Origin of the sequence: Bradyrhizobium sp. Arg237L (genome assembly GCF_029990105.1) — a bacterium.
In the GTDB taxonomy this organism is placed as follows: domain Bacteria; phylum Pseudomonadota; class Alphaproteobacteria; order Rhizobiales; family Xanthobacteraceae; genus Bradyrhizobium.
In genome coordinates, this window is sequence record NZ_JAQMIL010000031.1 from 79834 (window position 1) to 95887 (window position 16054).

Below are 16054 nucleotides of genomic sequence, written 5' to 3' on the forward strand. Positions count from 1 at the left end.
GCATGGCCGAGAACCGCAAGCTGCTGGTCGAGAACGACGGCCCGGTGACGATCATCACCATCAACCGTCCGGAAGTCCGCAATGCTCTCGACAATGAGACCGCAGCCGAACTGACCAAGGCGCTGCGGGCGTTCGACAGTGCGCCCGATCAGGCGGTCGCAGTGCTGACAGGCGCGGGAGGAAACTTCTGCGCCGGCGCCGACCTGAAGGAGCTCGCTGCCGGCTACGAGTACAAGCCATGGGGCGGCGATCCCGACGGTCCGTGTCACGACTTGCTCTTGAAGCCGGTCATCGCTGCCGTGGCGGGCTACGCGTGTGCCGGAGGGCTCGGCATCGCCTTGCGATGCGACCTGCGCGTCACCGAGGAGAGTGCGACCTTCGCCGTGCTCTCGCGGCGATGGGGCGTTCCCATGAGTGACGGCACGACGGTGAGGCTGCCTCGCCTCATCGGCGCCGGGCGCGCCCTCGATATGTTGCTGACGGCGAGGAAAGTATCGGGCGCGGAAGCAGTCGCGATCGGGCTTGCCGACCGGCTGGTGCCCACCGGGGAAGCCCTCTCCGCTGCCGTCGCGTTGGCGCACGAGATCGCGGCCTTTCCGCAAATCGCGATGCGCTCCGACAGGATGTCGGCCATTCGCCAGTGGAATCTGTCCGAGAAGGAAGCTCTCGCACTCGAAACGAGCCTGTCGCTGGAGGCTCGTCAGAAGGAAGCACGCGGTGGCGCTACCCGCTTTGCGTCCGGCGCGGGACGTCATGGCGCGATCGAGAAGGACTAGCGCATGCGGGCGGTGATCGGACGGCAATTCGGCGGCATAGACGATTTATCCTTCGAAGAAGTCCCGAACCCGTCTCTCGAAGCCGGAGCAGTTCGGATCTCGGTGCACGCCGCCGGAGTAAGCTTCGCCAATCTGTTGTTCATTGCGGGCAAGCACCAAAACCGTCCATCGTTACCCTTTATTCCAGGAACGGAAGTCGCCGGCGTCGTCTTGGAAATCGCCCCCAATGCAACGACCGGGCTAAGGGTCGGTGATCGTGTCTGCGCCGGATTGCCGTCCGGAGGATTCGCCGAGGAGGCGATCGTCGATGCCGCCAACGTCTTCAAGATTCCGGATTCGCTGAGCTTCGCCGGTTCCACGCTGTTCCCGACGATCTACGCCACTGCCTATGCGGGCCTTGCGTGGCGGGCAAACCTCAAGCCCGGAGAAACCCTTCTGGTCCATGGCGCCGCGGGCGCGAGCGGGTTAGCCGCCGTCGAAATCGGCCGCGCGCTCGGCGCGCGGGTGATCGCTACCGCCGGCGGAGAACGCAAGACCGCTGTCGCCGCCGAATATGGCGCCCATCACGTGATCGATTACAAGCACGACGAATTTCGCAGCTCCGTGCTCGAGATCACGGAAGGCCGCGGCGCCGATGTCGTATTCGATCCGGTCGGCGGCGACGTCTTCGACAATTCCTTGCGCTGCATCGCTCCGCTCGGCCGCCTTCTGCCGATCGGCTTCGCATCCGGCCGCATTCCCCAAATCCCTGCAAACATCATCCTGATGAAGAACCTGACCGTGATCGGGCTCTATTGGGGGTTCTACATGGCGTGGGGCAAGTCCAAGGCGGACGCCGTCTTGCGTGCAAGGGTGAAAAACCTGTTCGAGGAACTGTTCGCACTTCACGAAGCAGGCAAGCTTCGCGCGCCAGTCGATCAGACGCTTCCGCTGCCGCAATTCGCAGACGCCCTCCGACGGGTCGAGCGGCGTGAAGTCATCGGCAAGATCGTTCTCGCGCCGGGAGACAGGGCCGCCGACAGCTTCACTGCGCAGACGGCATGAGAGCGTGCAAAACGTCCCAATTCCAGGTTTGACGGACGCTGTCGAACGCAGCGAAATCGTGGTCGAACTGCCAGTAGGCCCATGCCCAGCCAAATCGGTCGGCGTTTCGCGCCACGAACGACAGGTATCTCTGGCGGCTTTCAGATGGCGCGCGTTCATAAACCCCAAACTCGCCAAGATAGATGGGACGTTTTTCTCGCTGTGACCAGAGATTGATTCTGGTGAAATCAGCGACAACTCTCGCTTCGTCCTCGCGGGCACCCCAATCCAGGGGCCGAATCGTCGAAAATGTTCGGGACCATGGCGCGCCTTGATGCGTAAACCTGATGGGCGCGTAATAGTGAAAAGTCACGATCAGTTTTCTGTCGCCGGCCGGAAGAACCAATTCGTCAATAGGCGCATCGTCGGTGTTGAGAACAGCGACAATTACAGTTCGCTCAGGGTTCGTGACCCTGATGATGCCAAGACATTCATTGAGCAGTGAGTTCCATTCAGCCGAGGTCATATGTCCCCCGGGCTCGTTCAGAATTTCGAATAAAAGCGCAGGATACTTCCCTGCATAACGCGACGCGATCTGCTTCCAGAACGATTTGAGCTTCTCGGCACATCCCGAGATATAACGCTGGCAAAAATCGGTGTCGTGCTCATCCAGAATGGGAATGAGCTTCCTTGCAAAAACCTCTTCGATAACTCTATCGAGGCGCTTCAAGACGGCTTCATCAAGGATGTTATCCGAATCCATATGCTTGAAGCCGAAGAAATTGATTCTGACATGCGAGAAACCAGCCCTTTGAATTGCAGTCAGGTTCTCTAAACGGAATGGCGCATTCTCGGCCCCTTCCCAGATGCCATCATACCCCAGAATATTGATGCCACGTCCCAAGCCCGCGACCTCGCGGAATGCGATCTGCTCAGATCCGTAGGCCCGTGGCATCCACGCCGCAAAGACGAAGGCCAGCGGGAGAAGCTTGAGCGCTTTTGGCCAACCGGCAAGTATAGCAATCATTCCTGCGCCAACTCACGATAGCTGTGATCTTCCGGCAGCACCGGCCGACAGGTTGCGAGGAAGAACACCAGCAACAGCACGGATGTAAACATCGTGGAACGAAGAAATATCGTCTCCGTAAAATTGGTCTGAAAACTGAGGACGGAGAATCCTATGATCAGGGCACAATGAAACCGATCGATCGATCGGGATGAAATCAGATAGAGCACCTTGTTCGAAAACAGGAAGACGCTTGCTGCAAAAAGCAGGTAACCCAAAAGTCCCGTTTCCATGAGAATGGTGATGTAGCCGCTGTGGTAGTTGTCGAGCACCCAACCGTGGTTCTGCTCGAAATAATCGTAGATCGATTGGGTCGTCCAAAATCCGTTTATTCCGAAACCAAGCAATGGCGCGTCGTCGAAGTGGCTTATCGCGTACTGCCAAATGAAGGTTCTCTCCGTGAAGTCGATGCTCAAATCAAAGAGATGGATGGCGTCATACCCAGTCAGGTAAAAATACAGGATCAGGAAGCCCGCCATGATGCACATGACAAAGGGCAACACCGTATAGACTTTCATGCATTTCACCGACCGCAGGGAGGTGAAAAGCAAACCGCAGGCCGCCAACGCCACAGCACCGGCGCCTCGCGAGCCCGAAGCCAGGACGCACGTTGAAGCGAGCAGGAATGTAACAAGGAAGGGTAGCCATCTCTGCCCTGTTATCTTTCGATAATAGGCAAAGAACATGAGATAGGCGCCCACAAAGCCGAGCGTCTGCTTTGATTCGTAAACACCTTGCCATTGACCGTTGTGCATCCAACTGCGGTCAATTCCGATATCCGGCACGAACATCGCGAAAAAAGCGGATGCCGCAACCAGTACAAAGAGGCCCCGAGTGATCGATTTGACGATATCGTCGATGTCAAGTCGCGTGATAAGGCAGAATGCGCCGAAGGTTGTTATGACAAGAGCCGCGCTTTTCATGATGGCCGCAAGGCCCAGATTTGTCCAAAGCACGGAAACGGCGGCAAGGACGTAGAACGAAACGATCGCGATCAGGTCGAGATTGAACCCCAGCCGCAGGTTGGGGCGCACAAACGCGCTTGCATAAATCAGCACAATCCACATCGACAACGCAGCGAACTGCTGCAGGAAAGTCTGTTCCACCGCCAACAGGGCAGTGTTGAAGGTCCCCATCGATGCCACCACATTGATGGTGATGGACCAATTCATGATGGCCTTAGCGGCCCGCTCGATGTCGATACCGCGCGTTTGCCGGATCGCGCCGTCAAGCACGCCCGTGTCCACCTGAATTTGTGCTCCGGTCATGGAATGAGCTTCGTGAAGCACGGTTAATTATTTGCTATCGTCGCCGGTCGCGGCGGGTGCGCAGGACGCCACGCCAATGCGGCTCCGGCAAATGCCAATCTCAATGGGTACAGATCGCGCCGCACTGGGCGGGCCGAGAATACATCGCGGCGCATTTTCGAGCTGAGCAGCGTCAGTCGTGCTTGGTTGGCGTGGAATGGCTCCTGTTAAATAGCAGGTACAGCGCACGCGGGTTGGTGGTCAGATAGCGCCAGAACAGCCGGCGCGGCTCGAGCCAGACCCGCCAGGCCCATTCCAGCCCGACATTCTGCATCCATTGCGGCGCGCGGGGGCGGCTGCCGGAGAGAAAGTTGAAGAGCCCGCCCGAGGTCTTGATGACACCGACGTTGGAGAGCCCGGGCGTGAACTCCTCGACAAAGGCCTGCTCGTAGGGCACGCCGAGCGCGACCCAGAGATAGTCGGGCGCCAGCGCATTGATCTCGTCGACCTTGGCGCGCAGCGCGTCGCCGCGCAGATAGCCATGCGAATGACCGACGATCTTCAACTTCGGATACATCCTGCGGACATTGGCGACGGCGGCGGCATTCTCCGCCTCGTCAGCGCCGAACATGTAGAAGGAGAGCCCGGCCTCCTCGGCCTTGCGAGCGACGATGTGGAACAGGTCGGTGGTGGCGACCCGCTCCGGCAGCGGCTGCGATGACTTGAACCGTGACACCGTGACCAGCGGCTGTCCGTCGGCATTGATGAGGTCGGCGGCGCGGAACAGGCGGTCCGTCATCGGCTCGGTCGAGCATCGTGCCACCACCTCGCCATTGGCCGAGGTCAGATACAGCGGACGGCTCGAACGGCGTTTTGGCGAGACCTGTTCGATCATGAAATCAGCCGTCTGCTCGAGATCGAGCACGGCGAGCCGGAGCCCGCCGACGGTGACACGCGGAACCTCGGCGGTGGCCGCTCTGCCGATGAGGTTCGCGCGACGTTCACGCACGCTGTCTTTCTGCGACGGTTCACCGCGTGAAGTTGGTGCCGTTGACACTTGTGTCGGCGCTTGGCGCGGAGTGTCACAAATCCGGACGGTCGAGACAGTCCGACCGAATTCGACACGCGACTTGCGTTCGTCCTCGTCCCGTGACGTCGAAATCGGGCCGGAAACTTGCTCTTTCATCATGACTCAAGCGCTTCAGTTAGAGATTCCGATTGTTGTCTACGCGAACTGCAATATGCGGTCCATTGGCGGCTGCGAGTGCTCGCGACAGTTCGAAGCTGCCTGAACTGGTTAACCGTTAGCAAACGGTGCGACGGGCTCGCTAACCATAACGAAACGTTACGCGCTGCGCGGCGGTGGCAAGGTCGGCCGGTTATCAAACATTTGGTAAGAATCCGCGCACCGGGCGACGACCACAATACATTAATCCAAATCGCACTCTGCCCGTGTCTCCGCCGGTCTGGCTGTGCTAGAAGGTCGCAGCTCCGGCTCGACCGGCGCGCTGAAAAAGTCCGGTTTGCCTTTCGCACGTATGAACAAGAATAATAGCGACGCGTTCGATGTCTGCATCGACAACGCATTTGATTTTTTGAATCAAGAGTACGCCGAACTGTTTGATGGCTCGGACGCGACAGCGTTCCAGCATCCGGTTTGGCTGGATACGCTCTACCGTAAGCTCGCGCCCGCCGCGGCAGCCAAACCCCTGATCGTCACGATCCGCCGTCGCGCGACCGAAAAACTGGCGATGGTATTGCCTTTGATGCGGGTGTCGCGCGGGCCGATGCAGACGGTTGAATTCGCTGATCTCCGCGTGTCCGATTATCTGACCCCTGTCGGCACGGCCGTGGCATTTTCCGAGCTGCTCCAGGACGAGGATGCCGGCCTGACGCTCCGGCAGCTCGTCAGGCCGTTCGATCTCTTGCGAATGTGCAAGCTTCCTGATGGAAGAATGCCGATCGAAAATCTTATGGCAGCGCCTCGCCGCATCGTCATGGAGATGAACGCGTACGCGACAGTGCTAGTCGCCCCCTTCGAGCAATGGCGGGCGAGCGCGCTGAGCCGCTCCTATCAGAAGGAACTCGCAAAGAAGCTGCGCCAGCTCCAGAAGAAGGGCACGTTGAGCTTTTCATGCTGCGACGACAGCGCATCCATCATGGCCGCGATGGAGATGATGAAGAACTTTCGAGGCCCGCGTTTCCGAGGCGACGGCGACGGCGACCTGTTGCAACGTCCCGAATATTTCGACTTCTATTCCTCCGTGGCGCTCCGCGGCCAGGGTGCCTTTGTTCGTCTCTACACCATGAAAATGGACGGCAACCTGATTGCGGCAGTGCTGGGATTGTGCCACCGCGGCAATTTCCTCATCATTATGAGCGCATTCGACATCGCGGGATACAAGAGCCAATCCATCGGCGCGCTGATGTTCGAACAAGTCGCCAGGGATTGCATCGAGCGCGAGGATCAGATCCTGGACTTCACCATTGGCGACGAGCCGTACAAGAAGATGTTTGGCGGCCAGCCCTCCCCGTTGTGGAGCGTGACTCAGGCGGGTAGCGTCGCCGGCTCACTCGCTCTGTTCGCGTTACGACAGGCGCCCTGGATCAAACTGGCCGCCAAGAGGATGGCCGAATTCAAGCTGCTGCCGGTCCGCACCTGAACTTAAACGTGCTCGCCAAAGCGCGATGGCTTTTCTTCGAATCGTCATCCGGTTTTAGCTCTTTGTTTGAGCATGATTCATTTTTCGGAAAACCCGTATCCACTTTTCCGGATCATGCTTCAGGCACGAAGCGCGCCACGGACTCGTGCGATCCATCCCGGCCGAATCCCGTCGACCCGATGGGTGATATTGCGTCGAAGAAAATGCACCCTGCGCCGCACGTTCCATCTTATGTCGCTGCTCGACGTCAGTGCCTGCCGAAAGCGCGCCATTTGCAGGGAGTGTTGGTCGGCAGCAATCTTGTCCGGATCGGAATAGAACTCCGATATCTTCTCCTTGCCCATGCCGCTGGTTTCGAGCCAGCGTGGCACATACTCCGTGCAAAGACGTTCAACATCCACCAGAAGACGGCTCACTCCGGTGCCGGCTGCCGGACAGTTGGTTTGAAACGCGTCGCCAATCAGCACGACGCCCGGCTGCAGATGTCCTTCGGCGGCAGACAGGTCCATCACCCAGTTCTGCACCTGACCGATGACGCTGAAATCTCCGAGATAGGATTGCAATCCCGGCATGAATCGGAGCAACGTCGATCTTGTCTCCCGTCTCAGCTCACGCATGATCGGATCGGTCGGATCGCGAAACATGAACAGATTTGCCCGCATACCGGCCCGCACCGGAAACAGACTGAGATAGTCGACGCCATCGATGGCCCGCTCGCCATAGCAGGTTAGCGCCTCGAATTCGAACGGCGAACTGTCCGGACGCGCAATCGTGAAGCCGAACGAAACCGAATGGCGCTCGGCAAGAATCCGCCGCGTGATTCCGAGACCGTATCCAAGAGCTCCGGCCATGCCCGTCGCCAGGACAACGAGACGCGCAGTGACGCGCTTTCCGGAGGCCAAAACGAGATGTTGAACGTCATCGCTGCAACTCACAGCGGTCACCTGGTCGACAATGAAGCCGGAATGACCCGGCATCAGACGTCGTGCCAGGGCAACGAGGTCGGCATAGGGAAGGCCGTAGGTTTGGCCGGCACTGACGTCGACCACCCGGCCTTCCCTGATATTGATCACGCGGTCGTACACACACGCGATCGCCTCGAGTTCGCGGATGAAACCGAGCCTGCGAAAGACATCGACTTGTCGTCCGGCGATCTTCTCGACGCGGAATTCTTCCGGATAAACCGCGCGCTTGTCGATCAGTACAACCTGGCAGCCAGCCCTGGCGAGGACTGCCGCCGCGAGCGATCCCGCCAGCCCGCCGCCGACAATCGCAACGTCCGTGGCGATGGTTTCACATCCCTCTTCCGCGATCGGTTGTATCACCTTATTCACCATCATGGTTGCCGGCTCTGACGATTGATGCCGGCCGAACTGCAATTTTCTCGCCTGATATCCACTTCGCCGAACCGGCACGATCATTTTTGAGCATCGCAGTTAACGCCCGCGGTCCGGTCCAAATCTGGCGACGTCCCGGCACGCGCCTTGCTCAAGGAGTATCGTGAAATCTATTCCCCGCTTACTCAGCAGTACGGTGGACCATTGTTTATCGTCAGGTCAGCAGGTCATTTTCGTGCAAACGGCCGGTGGCTGCGCAGATTTGACTTCGGCAATCATCTTCGTGCCGCCGCAGCGGCTATCCTGGGAAACCATCGTTTGCCCTGTCTGAAGACAGCCGGGACAGCGGCGTTCCAGAACGAGGCAAGGCTGCAGATTCGCCGGACAGGGCAAGTTTGCGCCGGTGCATTTGCCGGGTGGGGAGAACGAAATCTTAGGTGCCGAACATTAACACTCTCGGCTCGCGTGCGTGTTAGGCATTGGGCCGTTGTCAGCTACGAGCATCTTGAAAGGAAAGATGCCTTGTACTTCGCATGATCGAATCCATTCTCCAGTTGATGCGACGCGACGTGACGCGCGGTGTTGCCGGGACCATCCTTCTCAAGGTTGGCAGCGGCGGCCTTGCGTTTGCGCTCTTCTCGCTGGCAGCACGAACCATGTCGCCGGATGCGTTCGGCGCTTTCGCGATGTGGCTTTCTGTCGCCCAGATCGCATCGGTCGTGGGGCTGGTCGGCCAGGAACTGCTCCTGGTTCGGTTCTTGAACGAGTACCAGGTGCGCGAACAGGCCGATCTCGCCAAAGGTGTGCTGCTATCGAGCCTGAAGATCTCCTCCATTGGGATGCTGGTCGTCATTGCCGCGATCGCAGCCGGCGCCAGCGTGCGTGGTGACGGATGGCTGCTGATCCTGGCCGTATCCGCCTTTACGGCCGTGAATGCAGGGCTGATGCTTGGCAGCCAGATCGCGCGATCGCTCATCAGCATTTTGATGGGGGAAGGCAATCGGGAGTTTTTCTGGCGGGTCGTCGTCGTGCTGTTTTTGGTAGCGATATTGTTCGGCCATGGGCTGCTCGATCCCCCACAGTTGCTTACCGTGATGGCGATCGCCATGGCCATGGGGCTCGCCGTTCAGGTCATTTCGATTGCACGCGCCCTTCCGAATTTGCGCAATGTGCCGGCGCGCTCGGAGAGCTCCCGCTGGAGATCGAGCGCGCTTCACTTCTGGATTTCTTCCATTCTTGAGGCGGCCAATCAGTACTTCGATGTGATCCTGATTTACTGGATGCTGGATCCGGCCACGGCCGGCATCTATTTTGCCGCATCCCGTCTGGCGAACATCTTCGCCATGCTCTCGGCCGCACTTTATAGTTTCGGGGCGCGTCGTCTGCCCTCGCTCTACTTCAGCAAAAATCATCAAGAGTTCGGCCACACGCTTCAGCTCATGGCGGAGGTGACCGCGCTTTGCGTTGTCGCCGGGCTCGTCCTTGTCTGGATCGGCGCGCCCCATCTTCTTGGCCTGTTCGGGCCTCATTTCGCCGCCCAGCAGTGGGTGCTGATCGTGCTTGCGCTCGGGACGGCCTTTCAGGCCGCCGGCGGTCCGTCCGCAGCCATCCTGCAGGTGACCGGCCATGAGGGTGACTATGTTCCCGTCATCGCCGGGAATGTCGTGCTGCGGCTGATCGGATTTCTCGTACTAATTCCCTGGCTCGGCGAGCTCGGCGCCGCGATTTCGGCCACTGTTTCGCTGGCGGTCGCCACCATCGCCCTCAACATCCTGTGCCGCCGCCGCACGGGCGTCGATCCTTCGATCCTTGTGCTCTCTCGCCGCTTGTTCTCGAAAGCCGAACCGTATCCGGTTCGTGTCGCAGACTCGAAGGACTAGAGGCCGTTCAGCTCACCAGCCCCAACGTCTCGCGCTGAGATTGAACAATGACGGAACTGATGGATACGCGATTGACGACAAGCCCCGTCGGCACTGCACCGGACTTCGACAGGCCGGCCGTAGCCCGTTGAATTGCCGCTGGAGCGGCGGCTCCGTCGCGAACGACGACGACGATCAGATCGGCATGGGCCGCCAGCGTCCTCACGTCGGGTTGCGCAGCAAGGGATGACGCATCGACGACGATCAGATCGAACTCCTTGCGAATGTCGTCGGCAGGGAGCGCGCCTGTTTGCGTGCTGGCACTCAAGAGTACATTGACAGAGCGAAGGTCTGTCTTGGTGATGCCCTGCTCCTGCCGGTCGGCCGCGGCGGGCTTTACTGCAGGCAGATCCGATTGCAGCTCGATCAGAACGCTGAGCATCCCCTTGTTCAGGGCCGAACGATTGAGCGATCGCGCAACAGTGCTGCCTCCCGCGCCGTTCTCGATCGACATCACGAGGGCTACCTTGCCACCAGACCCCGGCAACTCGTCGATTTTCCCGATCAGCGAGCGCAGGTAGGCACTCAGATCGAGCTCGGCGGTTGCCGCAATCGGCTTTTGCCAGACGCTTCTGGTGAATTCTCGTGCCGGAAGATCGGGAATGCGGGCCCAGACCGGCAGCTTCAGCGGCAATTCGGGCTGGGGGGATAATGAGAGCTGGGGCAATTCGGGCTGGAGCGAAGGTGAATTTGCCCGGCGAACCTTCGGGGTGGGCTTCTCTAGAATGTTCTTGATGTCCGGTACGGCAACTACCGCCGTCGATATCAGTATAGAGGCAATCGCGAGCGCTGCGAGGAGCAACGTGAGCGGCGGCCGGGTCGGACGAAGCGGCGGAATGGCAAGCGAAGCGATCTTGGTCTGCGAGCTCTGCAGCAGGCGCTGCTCATTGGTGGTCTTGAACCGCGATAGAAACTGCTCGTAGATATTCCTGTTGGCTTCCGCATCGCGCTGCAGCTCCTGCAGTCTGACGAGTGCCTGACCGTCGATCAGTATCTGCGATTCGACCGCCTTCAACTGATCTTCCAGCGATCTCTGCTGCTCGCGTTGGGCTTCGTATTCGGACTTTGCAGTTTCGATGTTCTTCTTCCGCTCGATCTCAATCTGCCTGTTGAGATCGTTCAACTGGCTGTACGATATGACGAGGTCGGGATGGCGATCGCCGAACACCGCACGTTTCTGCGCGATCTGGTCATTGAGCGCCGACCGCTGAGCTCGCAGGGCACTCAGCAAATCCTGTCTGACCGGCCCATCGACATTCGCTTTAAGGTCGCGTTGCGCCTGCTCATAGCGGGCTCTTGCTTCTTCGGTACGAGCGCGAGCAGCAGAAACCTGCTGCGTCAGATCGGTAACGCGCAGTTGCTGGGTCGTGGCGTCCTTGCCCGCATTGACGATCCTGTGCTCGAGCTTGAAGGCGGCAACCGCATCTTCTGATGCCCTCAGCCGGTCGTTCAATGTCTTGAGGCGGCTACTGAGCCAGTCGGCCGCTTCGTCGGTCGCCTCGGTGCGGACACGGCCCTGGTTGGCGACGAACGCTTCAGCTATGGCATTGGCGTAGTAAGCGGCTCGATCCGGTCGGTTGGAGGTGAATTTGAAGCCGATAACGTAAGTCAACCCGCGGCGGGAAATATCGAGCCGGTTACGGAATCTTTCGAGCAGACGCGTGGTGTCGGTTTGACCGCCGGCGATATCCTCGTCGTCTCGAACCTTAAGCTGTTCGATAAGCGGCCGCAGAAAACCGTCGGACTTGGCGATTTCAACCAGGCTCTGAAGCGCGGCCGCATCCTGACCGATACCCGGCAGCACGTCCTGATCCGTAGTCACGCGCTGCTCTCGAGGATCGACAACGACCAGCGCGGTGGCTGCATACCGAACCGGAATCAGCAACAGAGCGATGACGCCAATGGCGAAGATGGCCAGCGCGAGCATCACGATGCGTCGGCCGTTTTCCCGCAGAAAGGAAAGCGTGCCGGAGAGGGTTAGCAATCCCTTAACGCGTTCGGCGGATCCGGTGCCACGCGGCGGGCGCGGAGCTTCCCACGACGCCGCCGTGGGCTCCGTCTCACCGGAACGTCTCGGGCCTGCGCGGCTACCGAACATCATGGGTTTTGACTCGAATTCAACTGGCAGACACTGTTCAGTGGCCCTGCCCCCAACGTAAATATCTATGGTTAATCGCCGGTTACCCTCTCTCGGCAACGCCATGACCAATTAGTTAACGAACTGGCTCTATGTTCCGCGCGGCGCAACGACATCTCCCCAGTGAACGAGGTGTGCTGCATTAACCCCATTGTGCGCTGGCCGGTGTAGGACCGAGCAACGCGTGATAGGCATTGCGAAAATGGGGGGAAGAATCCCCACTCCCTCAACCGTTGAGGAATCCGTGTTCCATTACCAGCCAAGCACAGAATTGCGCGAGGCACCGATACGATCGTCGGCAGCGTCACGTGATCGGTCAAACAGCATAAAGCCGAAGCGACGTGTCGTTCTGGTGCAGACCCAGGCGGAGAACGCCGGTGCTCAGGAGATCACAAGGCTGCTTGGTGCCGGCCTGACGGCGCGCGACTATGAGGTCTTCAATCTCTTCTTTTTCCGCAAATCAGATTCCTTCGACGAACCGCCGAACACGTTCTATTGCGCGCAGAACCGGCCAGGAGATCCGGTGGCGCTGTTGCGGATGCTGTGGAAGCTCGGCAGCCATATCAGGGCCATCAGACCCGATGTCGTCCTCACGTTCCAGCATTTTGGCAATGTGATCGGCGGAGGCGTATCGCGCCTCGTCAGTCGCGCTCCGGTTATTGCCAACCAGGTTTCATCCGCGATGTCGATGAGCTGGCCGGTCCGCGCCGCCGACATCGTCATGGGCAGCGTTGGCTTCTACAATTGCATAACGCTCAACTCGCGGGAGATGGAGCGCGAGTACGCGCGCTACCCCGCCCCTTATCGATCGCGCATGAAGCATGTCCCACACGGCTTCGACGACAAATCGCTCGATCTGCCGAAGGATATCGCGCGGCAACAGTTCAAACTGCCGCCCGATCGCGTGCTGCTCGGTTGTGCTGCAAGATTGCACCCTCACAAGCGGCTCGATGCGACGATACGTCTCTTAGGCAGCGAACCGTCCTGGCATCTTGCGCTGGCCGGTCAAGGCGCGGACGAGACACGGCTGAGGCTGTTGGCAGACGAGTTGAAAGTATCCGACAGATTGCATCTTGTCGGCGAGATTCCGCCGCGACGGATGGCGGACTTTCTCGCCTGTCTCGACGTATTCGTGTTCCCGACGCAAGCTGAAACCTTTGGCCTGGCCGCGGTTGAAGCTGCGAACGCAGGTGTTCCTTCGGTCGTGAACGATCTCCCCGTTTTGCGCGAGGTGCTGTCTTTTGAAGGAAGACCCACGGCGCTCTTTGTCGATGCCTCGGACAATGCGAAATTATCGGCCGCCGTTTCCACAATTCTAACGAACAAAACGTTGAGCGACGAACTGCGGCAAAACGCCAAAGGCCTGAGGTCGCGCTATTCGGTAGACACAATGGTCGAGGAATACGTCCAAATTCTCAGCCAGGCTGTTTGATCAGTACGCATTAGGCACATGGGCGCAGATGGGCCGGACATGATTATCGAATTTCGCTGCGAACGCGAGCATGCACGGCAGTGGATGTCCCGTGAGGCGCTGTCCGTCAACGGCCGGGATGTCCCGGTTCAAATCGCGTGGACGCCAACTGCGGAAGCTCGGCCTGCTGGCTTGGAGGCGCTGCTCGAGCTTGAACGGATGGTATTGCGGAGGGGCCAGCGCGGTGGCGCCGACAAACTGAAAGTCATCCCGGAACGGTCGCAGGCCCAGGCCGGCAGGGCCGACGTGATTGTCGATTTTACACGCGCCGCCCGGGATCCGGACTGCTCCGCCCGGCTATATCTCCGTCCGCTGTTTAATGGGGTACAAGGCGAAAACGCCGCGCTGGCAGCCATACTCGCGGGTGACTTGCCGACTATCGAAATCGTCAATGAACTCGACGGCACGGTCCTCGATCGCGGTCATCCGTCCGGAGAAATTGCAGTCGGCTTGAGCGGCGCGCTCGAAACAGTCATGGCGCGAACCCTGAGCATGCTTGCTGCGATTCTGTCAGGAGCGCCAAGAATAGTTCCGGAGCTGGCTTCGTCGGCCGGCAAAAGCGCCCCACGGCCGGCAGCCACATATGTTCTGCGCGGCCTGGCCTTGTCGATCGCGAAGGAAATATATCGCCTTTGCTGTTATGCGCCTCATTGGCACATCGGGTGGCGCTACAGCGAAAATGCCGACGTGTGGCGGACCGGAGATCTATCCGGGCCGGACTGGAAAGTGCTCGGGGATCCCGGAGATCACTTCTACGCGGACCCCTTTCCGGTCAAATGGAAGGAAAGGACATTCGTCTTCTTCGAAGATCTCGATCACAGGGTGGGCAAGGGTATCATTTCCGCGGTCGAGTTCGACCGCACTGGTCCGGTCGCAAACGTCGTCCCCGTGCTGGAAGAGCCCTGGCATCTGTCCTATCCGTTTCTGATTGAGGATAATGGCGAACTCTGGATGATCCCGGAAAGCACGGAGCATCGAGACGTCGCGATTTACAAATGCGTTCGGTTTCCGGACAAATGGGAGCGTCACTGCACGTTGCTGTCGGGGCTCGAATTGGCCGACGTGACCATCACGCGGCACAACGGCATGTACTATCTGTTCGGAGCCTGGCGCGACGGGACCGGAGGCTATTCCGACACATTGGCGATCTTTTATGCCGAGCAGCTCTTTGGACCCTGGTTGCCACATGCGAGCAATCCGGTTCTGATGGATCGCGCAAGTGCGCGGCCGGCGGGCAACTTTGTGACCATCAATGGAAGCTTGTGGCGGCCGGTCCAGGATTGCTCCGACGGATATGGCGCAGCGCTCGGTCTTGCGGAAGTTCTCGAACTGTCGCCGACCACATTCAGACAAGTCGTTCGGCACTCTCTCAAGCCAGGGCCTGCATGGCCGGGCAGGAAGTTGCACACACTGAACCGCTGCGGCCAGCTCGAGGTGATAGACGGATCGCGGGTTCAGCCGAAGTTCAAGGCTTTCGTAGACGGACCTGTATCGACCGTTTCGGCATCCTCCGGGAGTGACGCTGCTCGGCGGAAGCCGGCCCGATCGCGAAACGCCCCTAACAGCGTTCTGGCCGCCGATTAGTTTCGCGGTGGTCAGCGACCATCGCCGGTACGGTTCGCGCTTATCAAGTCAGCCAGATGTAAAAAGAAAGCCCGCGTCGTTGCGGGCTTTCGTTCTCCGCTACCAGCCGCGATAGCCGCCGCTACCGAAGCTGAAGGTGACACCTGGTCCCCCGCCGTAGTACGGCCGCTGATATCCATAGCTGTTGTAGTATGGGCGATAGTAGCCATGCCGGTGGTGGCCGTAGCGGTGATAGCCGTAGTGATGGTGATGACGGTGCATTCCGTAGTGATGATGGTGATGGCCCCTTCCCCGAGCGCTCAGATCGGTGGACTGACTCTCATAGCTGCCCGTCTTTGCTGCCGCCTGCCGATCCGCCGCATTTGTGGCCGCACTACCAATCAGCGCTGCAGCACCGACCGCCAACGTGATAGCTAACCTCTTCATGGTCGCACTCCATTTCGTGTGTGAAGTTCAATCCCATAAGGAGCGCCACGTTCCGGGCTGCGACATAATACCCAGCCGTTTAGCTGCGGTTCATCTCCATGAACAAATCCCTTTCGCGAAGTGGATGCAGGCAGTGGGCACGGCTCGAGGACCCAGAGTTGAGGTCAAGCGATGACATTCCCTGCGCTAGCCTACTGCTGTCGCACTTCACACCGGTGTCGTCCCTGCGAAAGCAGGACCCATAACCACAGGCAATTGTTGTGGCGCGAGCAAGCGGTTGTAGAGGTGTAGGGTGGGCAAAGGCGCACTTGCGCCGTGCCCACCATCCAGCGCCGTGCTCGCGATGGTGGGCACGCTTCCGCCTTCGCTCGTTGAGCTACGGCGGACAAGTCGCTTTGCCCACCC

General features: G+C 59.4%; 12 protein-coding genes. 6 read left to right on the forward strand and 6 right to left on the reverse strand.

Going from position 1 to position 16054, the window contains the following annotated elements; translation table 11 throughout:
• The first annotated feature begins 2 nt into the window (after window positions 1–2).
• A complete protein-coding gene (locus OZ411_RS20255) occupies window positions 3–776 on the forward strand; it encodes a crotonase/enoyl-CoA hydratase family protein (RefSeq protein WP_282529374.1) in 774 nt (257 codons plus the stop codon).
• Between the two features lie 3 nt (window positions 777–779).
• Window positions 780–1820: an NADPH:quinone oxidoreductase family protein gene (locus OZ411_RS20260; protein WP_282529375.1), complete on the forward strand. Its 1041-nt coding sequence runs from the start codon at window positions 780–782 to the stop codon at window positions 1818–1820.
• On the opposite strand, the gene OZ411_RS20265 is transcribed toward OZ411_RS20260, so the two are convergent.
• From OZ411_RS20265 to OZ411_RS20275, 3 genes are all read right to left on the reverse strand, one after another.
• Window positions 1801–2754, reverse strand: a complete 954-nt coding sequence (locus OZ411_RS20265) for a cellulase family glycosylhydrolase (RefSeq protein WP_282529383.1) — start codon at window positions 2752–2754, stop codon at window positions 1801–1803. The two genes, OZ411_RS20260 and OZ411_RS20265, sit on opposite strands and share 20 nt — an antisense overlap.
• A 68-nt stretch (window positions 2755–2822) precedes the next feature.
• Window positions 2823–4133, reverse strand: a complete 1311-nt coding sequence (locus OZ411_RS20270) for an O-antigen ligase family protein (RefSeq protein WP_282529376.1) — start codon at window positions 4131–4133, stop codon at window positions 2823–2825.
• A gap of 172 nt (window positions 4134–4305) precedes the next feature.
• A complete protein-coding gene (locus tag OZ411_RS20275) occupies window positions 4306–5121 on the reverse strand; it encodes a WecB/TagA/CpsF family glycosyltransferase (RefSeq protein WP_282529377.1) in 816 nt (271 codons plus the stop codon).
• A gap of 529 nt (window positions 5122–5650) precedes the next feature.
• On the opposite strand from OZ411_RS20275, the gene OZ411_RS20280 reads away from it, so the two are divergent.
• Window positions 5651–6775: a GNAT family N-acetyltransferase gene (locus tag OZ411_RS20280; protein WP_349017025.1), complete on the forward strand. Its 1125-nt coding sequence runs from the start codon at window positions 5651–5653 to the stop codon at window positions 6773–6775.
• 119 nt (window positions 6776–6894) lie between these two features.
• Here the strand turns inward: OZ411_RS20280 and OZ411_RS20285 are convergent, their stop codons facing one another.
• The gene (locus tag OZ411_RS20285; protein WP_282529379.1) at window positions 6895–8115 is read right to left on the reverse strand and encodes an NAD(P)/FAD-dependent oxidoreductase; all 1221 of its coding nucleotides are present in this window, start codon (window positions 8113–8115) and stop codon (window positions 6895–6897) included.
• 530 nt (window positions 8116–8645) lie between these two features.
• Here OZ411_RS20285 and OZ411_RS20290 point away from each other — a divergent pair.
• On the forward strand, window positions 8646–9992 hold the full coding sequence (locus OZ411_RS20290; protein WP_282529380.1) for a polysaccharide biosynthesis C-terminal domain-containing protein: 1347 nt from the start codon (window positions 8646–8648) through the stop codon (window positions 9990–9992).
• A gap of 7 nt (window positions 9993–9999) precedes the next feature.
• On the opposite strand, the gene OZ411_RS20295 is transcribed toward OZ411_RS20290, so the two are convergent.
• Window positions 10000–12132, reverse strand: coding sequence for a Wzz/FepE/Etk N-terminal domain-containing protein (locus OZ411_RS20295; protein ID WP_282529381.1), 2133 nt, complete (start codon window positions 12130–12132; stop codon window positions 10000–10002).
• A gap of 280 nt (window positions 12133–12412) precedes the next feature.
• On the opposite strand from OZ411_RS20295, the gene OZ411_RS20300 reads away from it, so the two are divergent.
• Both OZ411_RS20300 and OZ411_RS20305 read left to right on the forward strand, forming a co-directional pair.
• A complete protein-coding gene (locus OZ411_RS20300) occupies window positions 12413–13600 on the forward strand; it encodes a glycosyltransferase family 4 protein (protein ID WP_282529384.1) in 1188 nt (395 codons plus the stop codon).
• Window positions 13601–13639: 39 nt separating this feature from the next.
• A complete protein-coding gene (locus OZ411_RS20305; protein WP_245475951.1) occupies window positions 13640–15223 on the forward strand; it encodes a hypothetical protein in 1584 nt (527 codons plus the stop codon).
• 99 nt (window positions 15224–15322) lie between these two features.
• Here OZ411_RS20305 and OZ411_RS20310 read toward each other — a convergent pair whose 3' ends face one another.
• Window positions 15323–15649 (reverse strand): hypothetical protein, encoded by a 327-nt coding sequence (locus OZ411_RS20310; protein ID WP_130578497.1) that lies wholly within the window; start codon window positions 15647–15649, stop codon window positions 15323–15325.
• Window positions 15650–16054 lie beyond the last annotated feature (405 nt).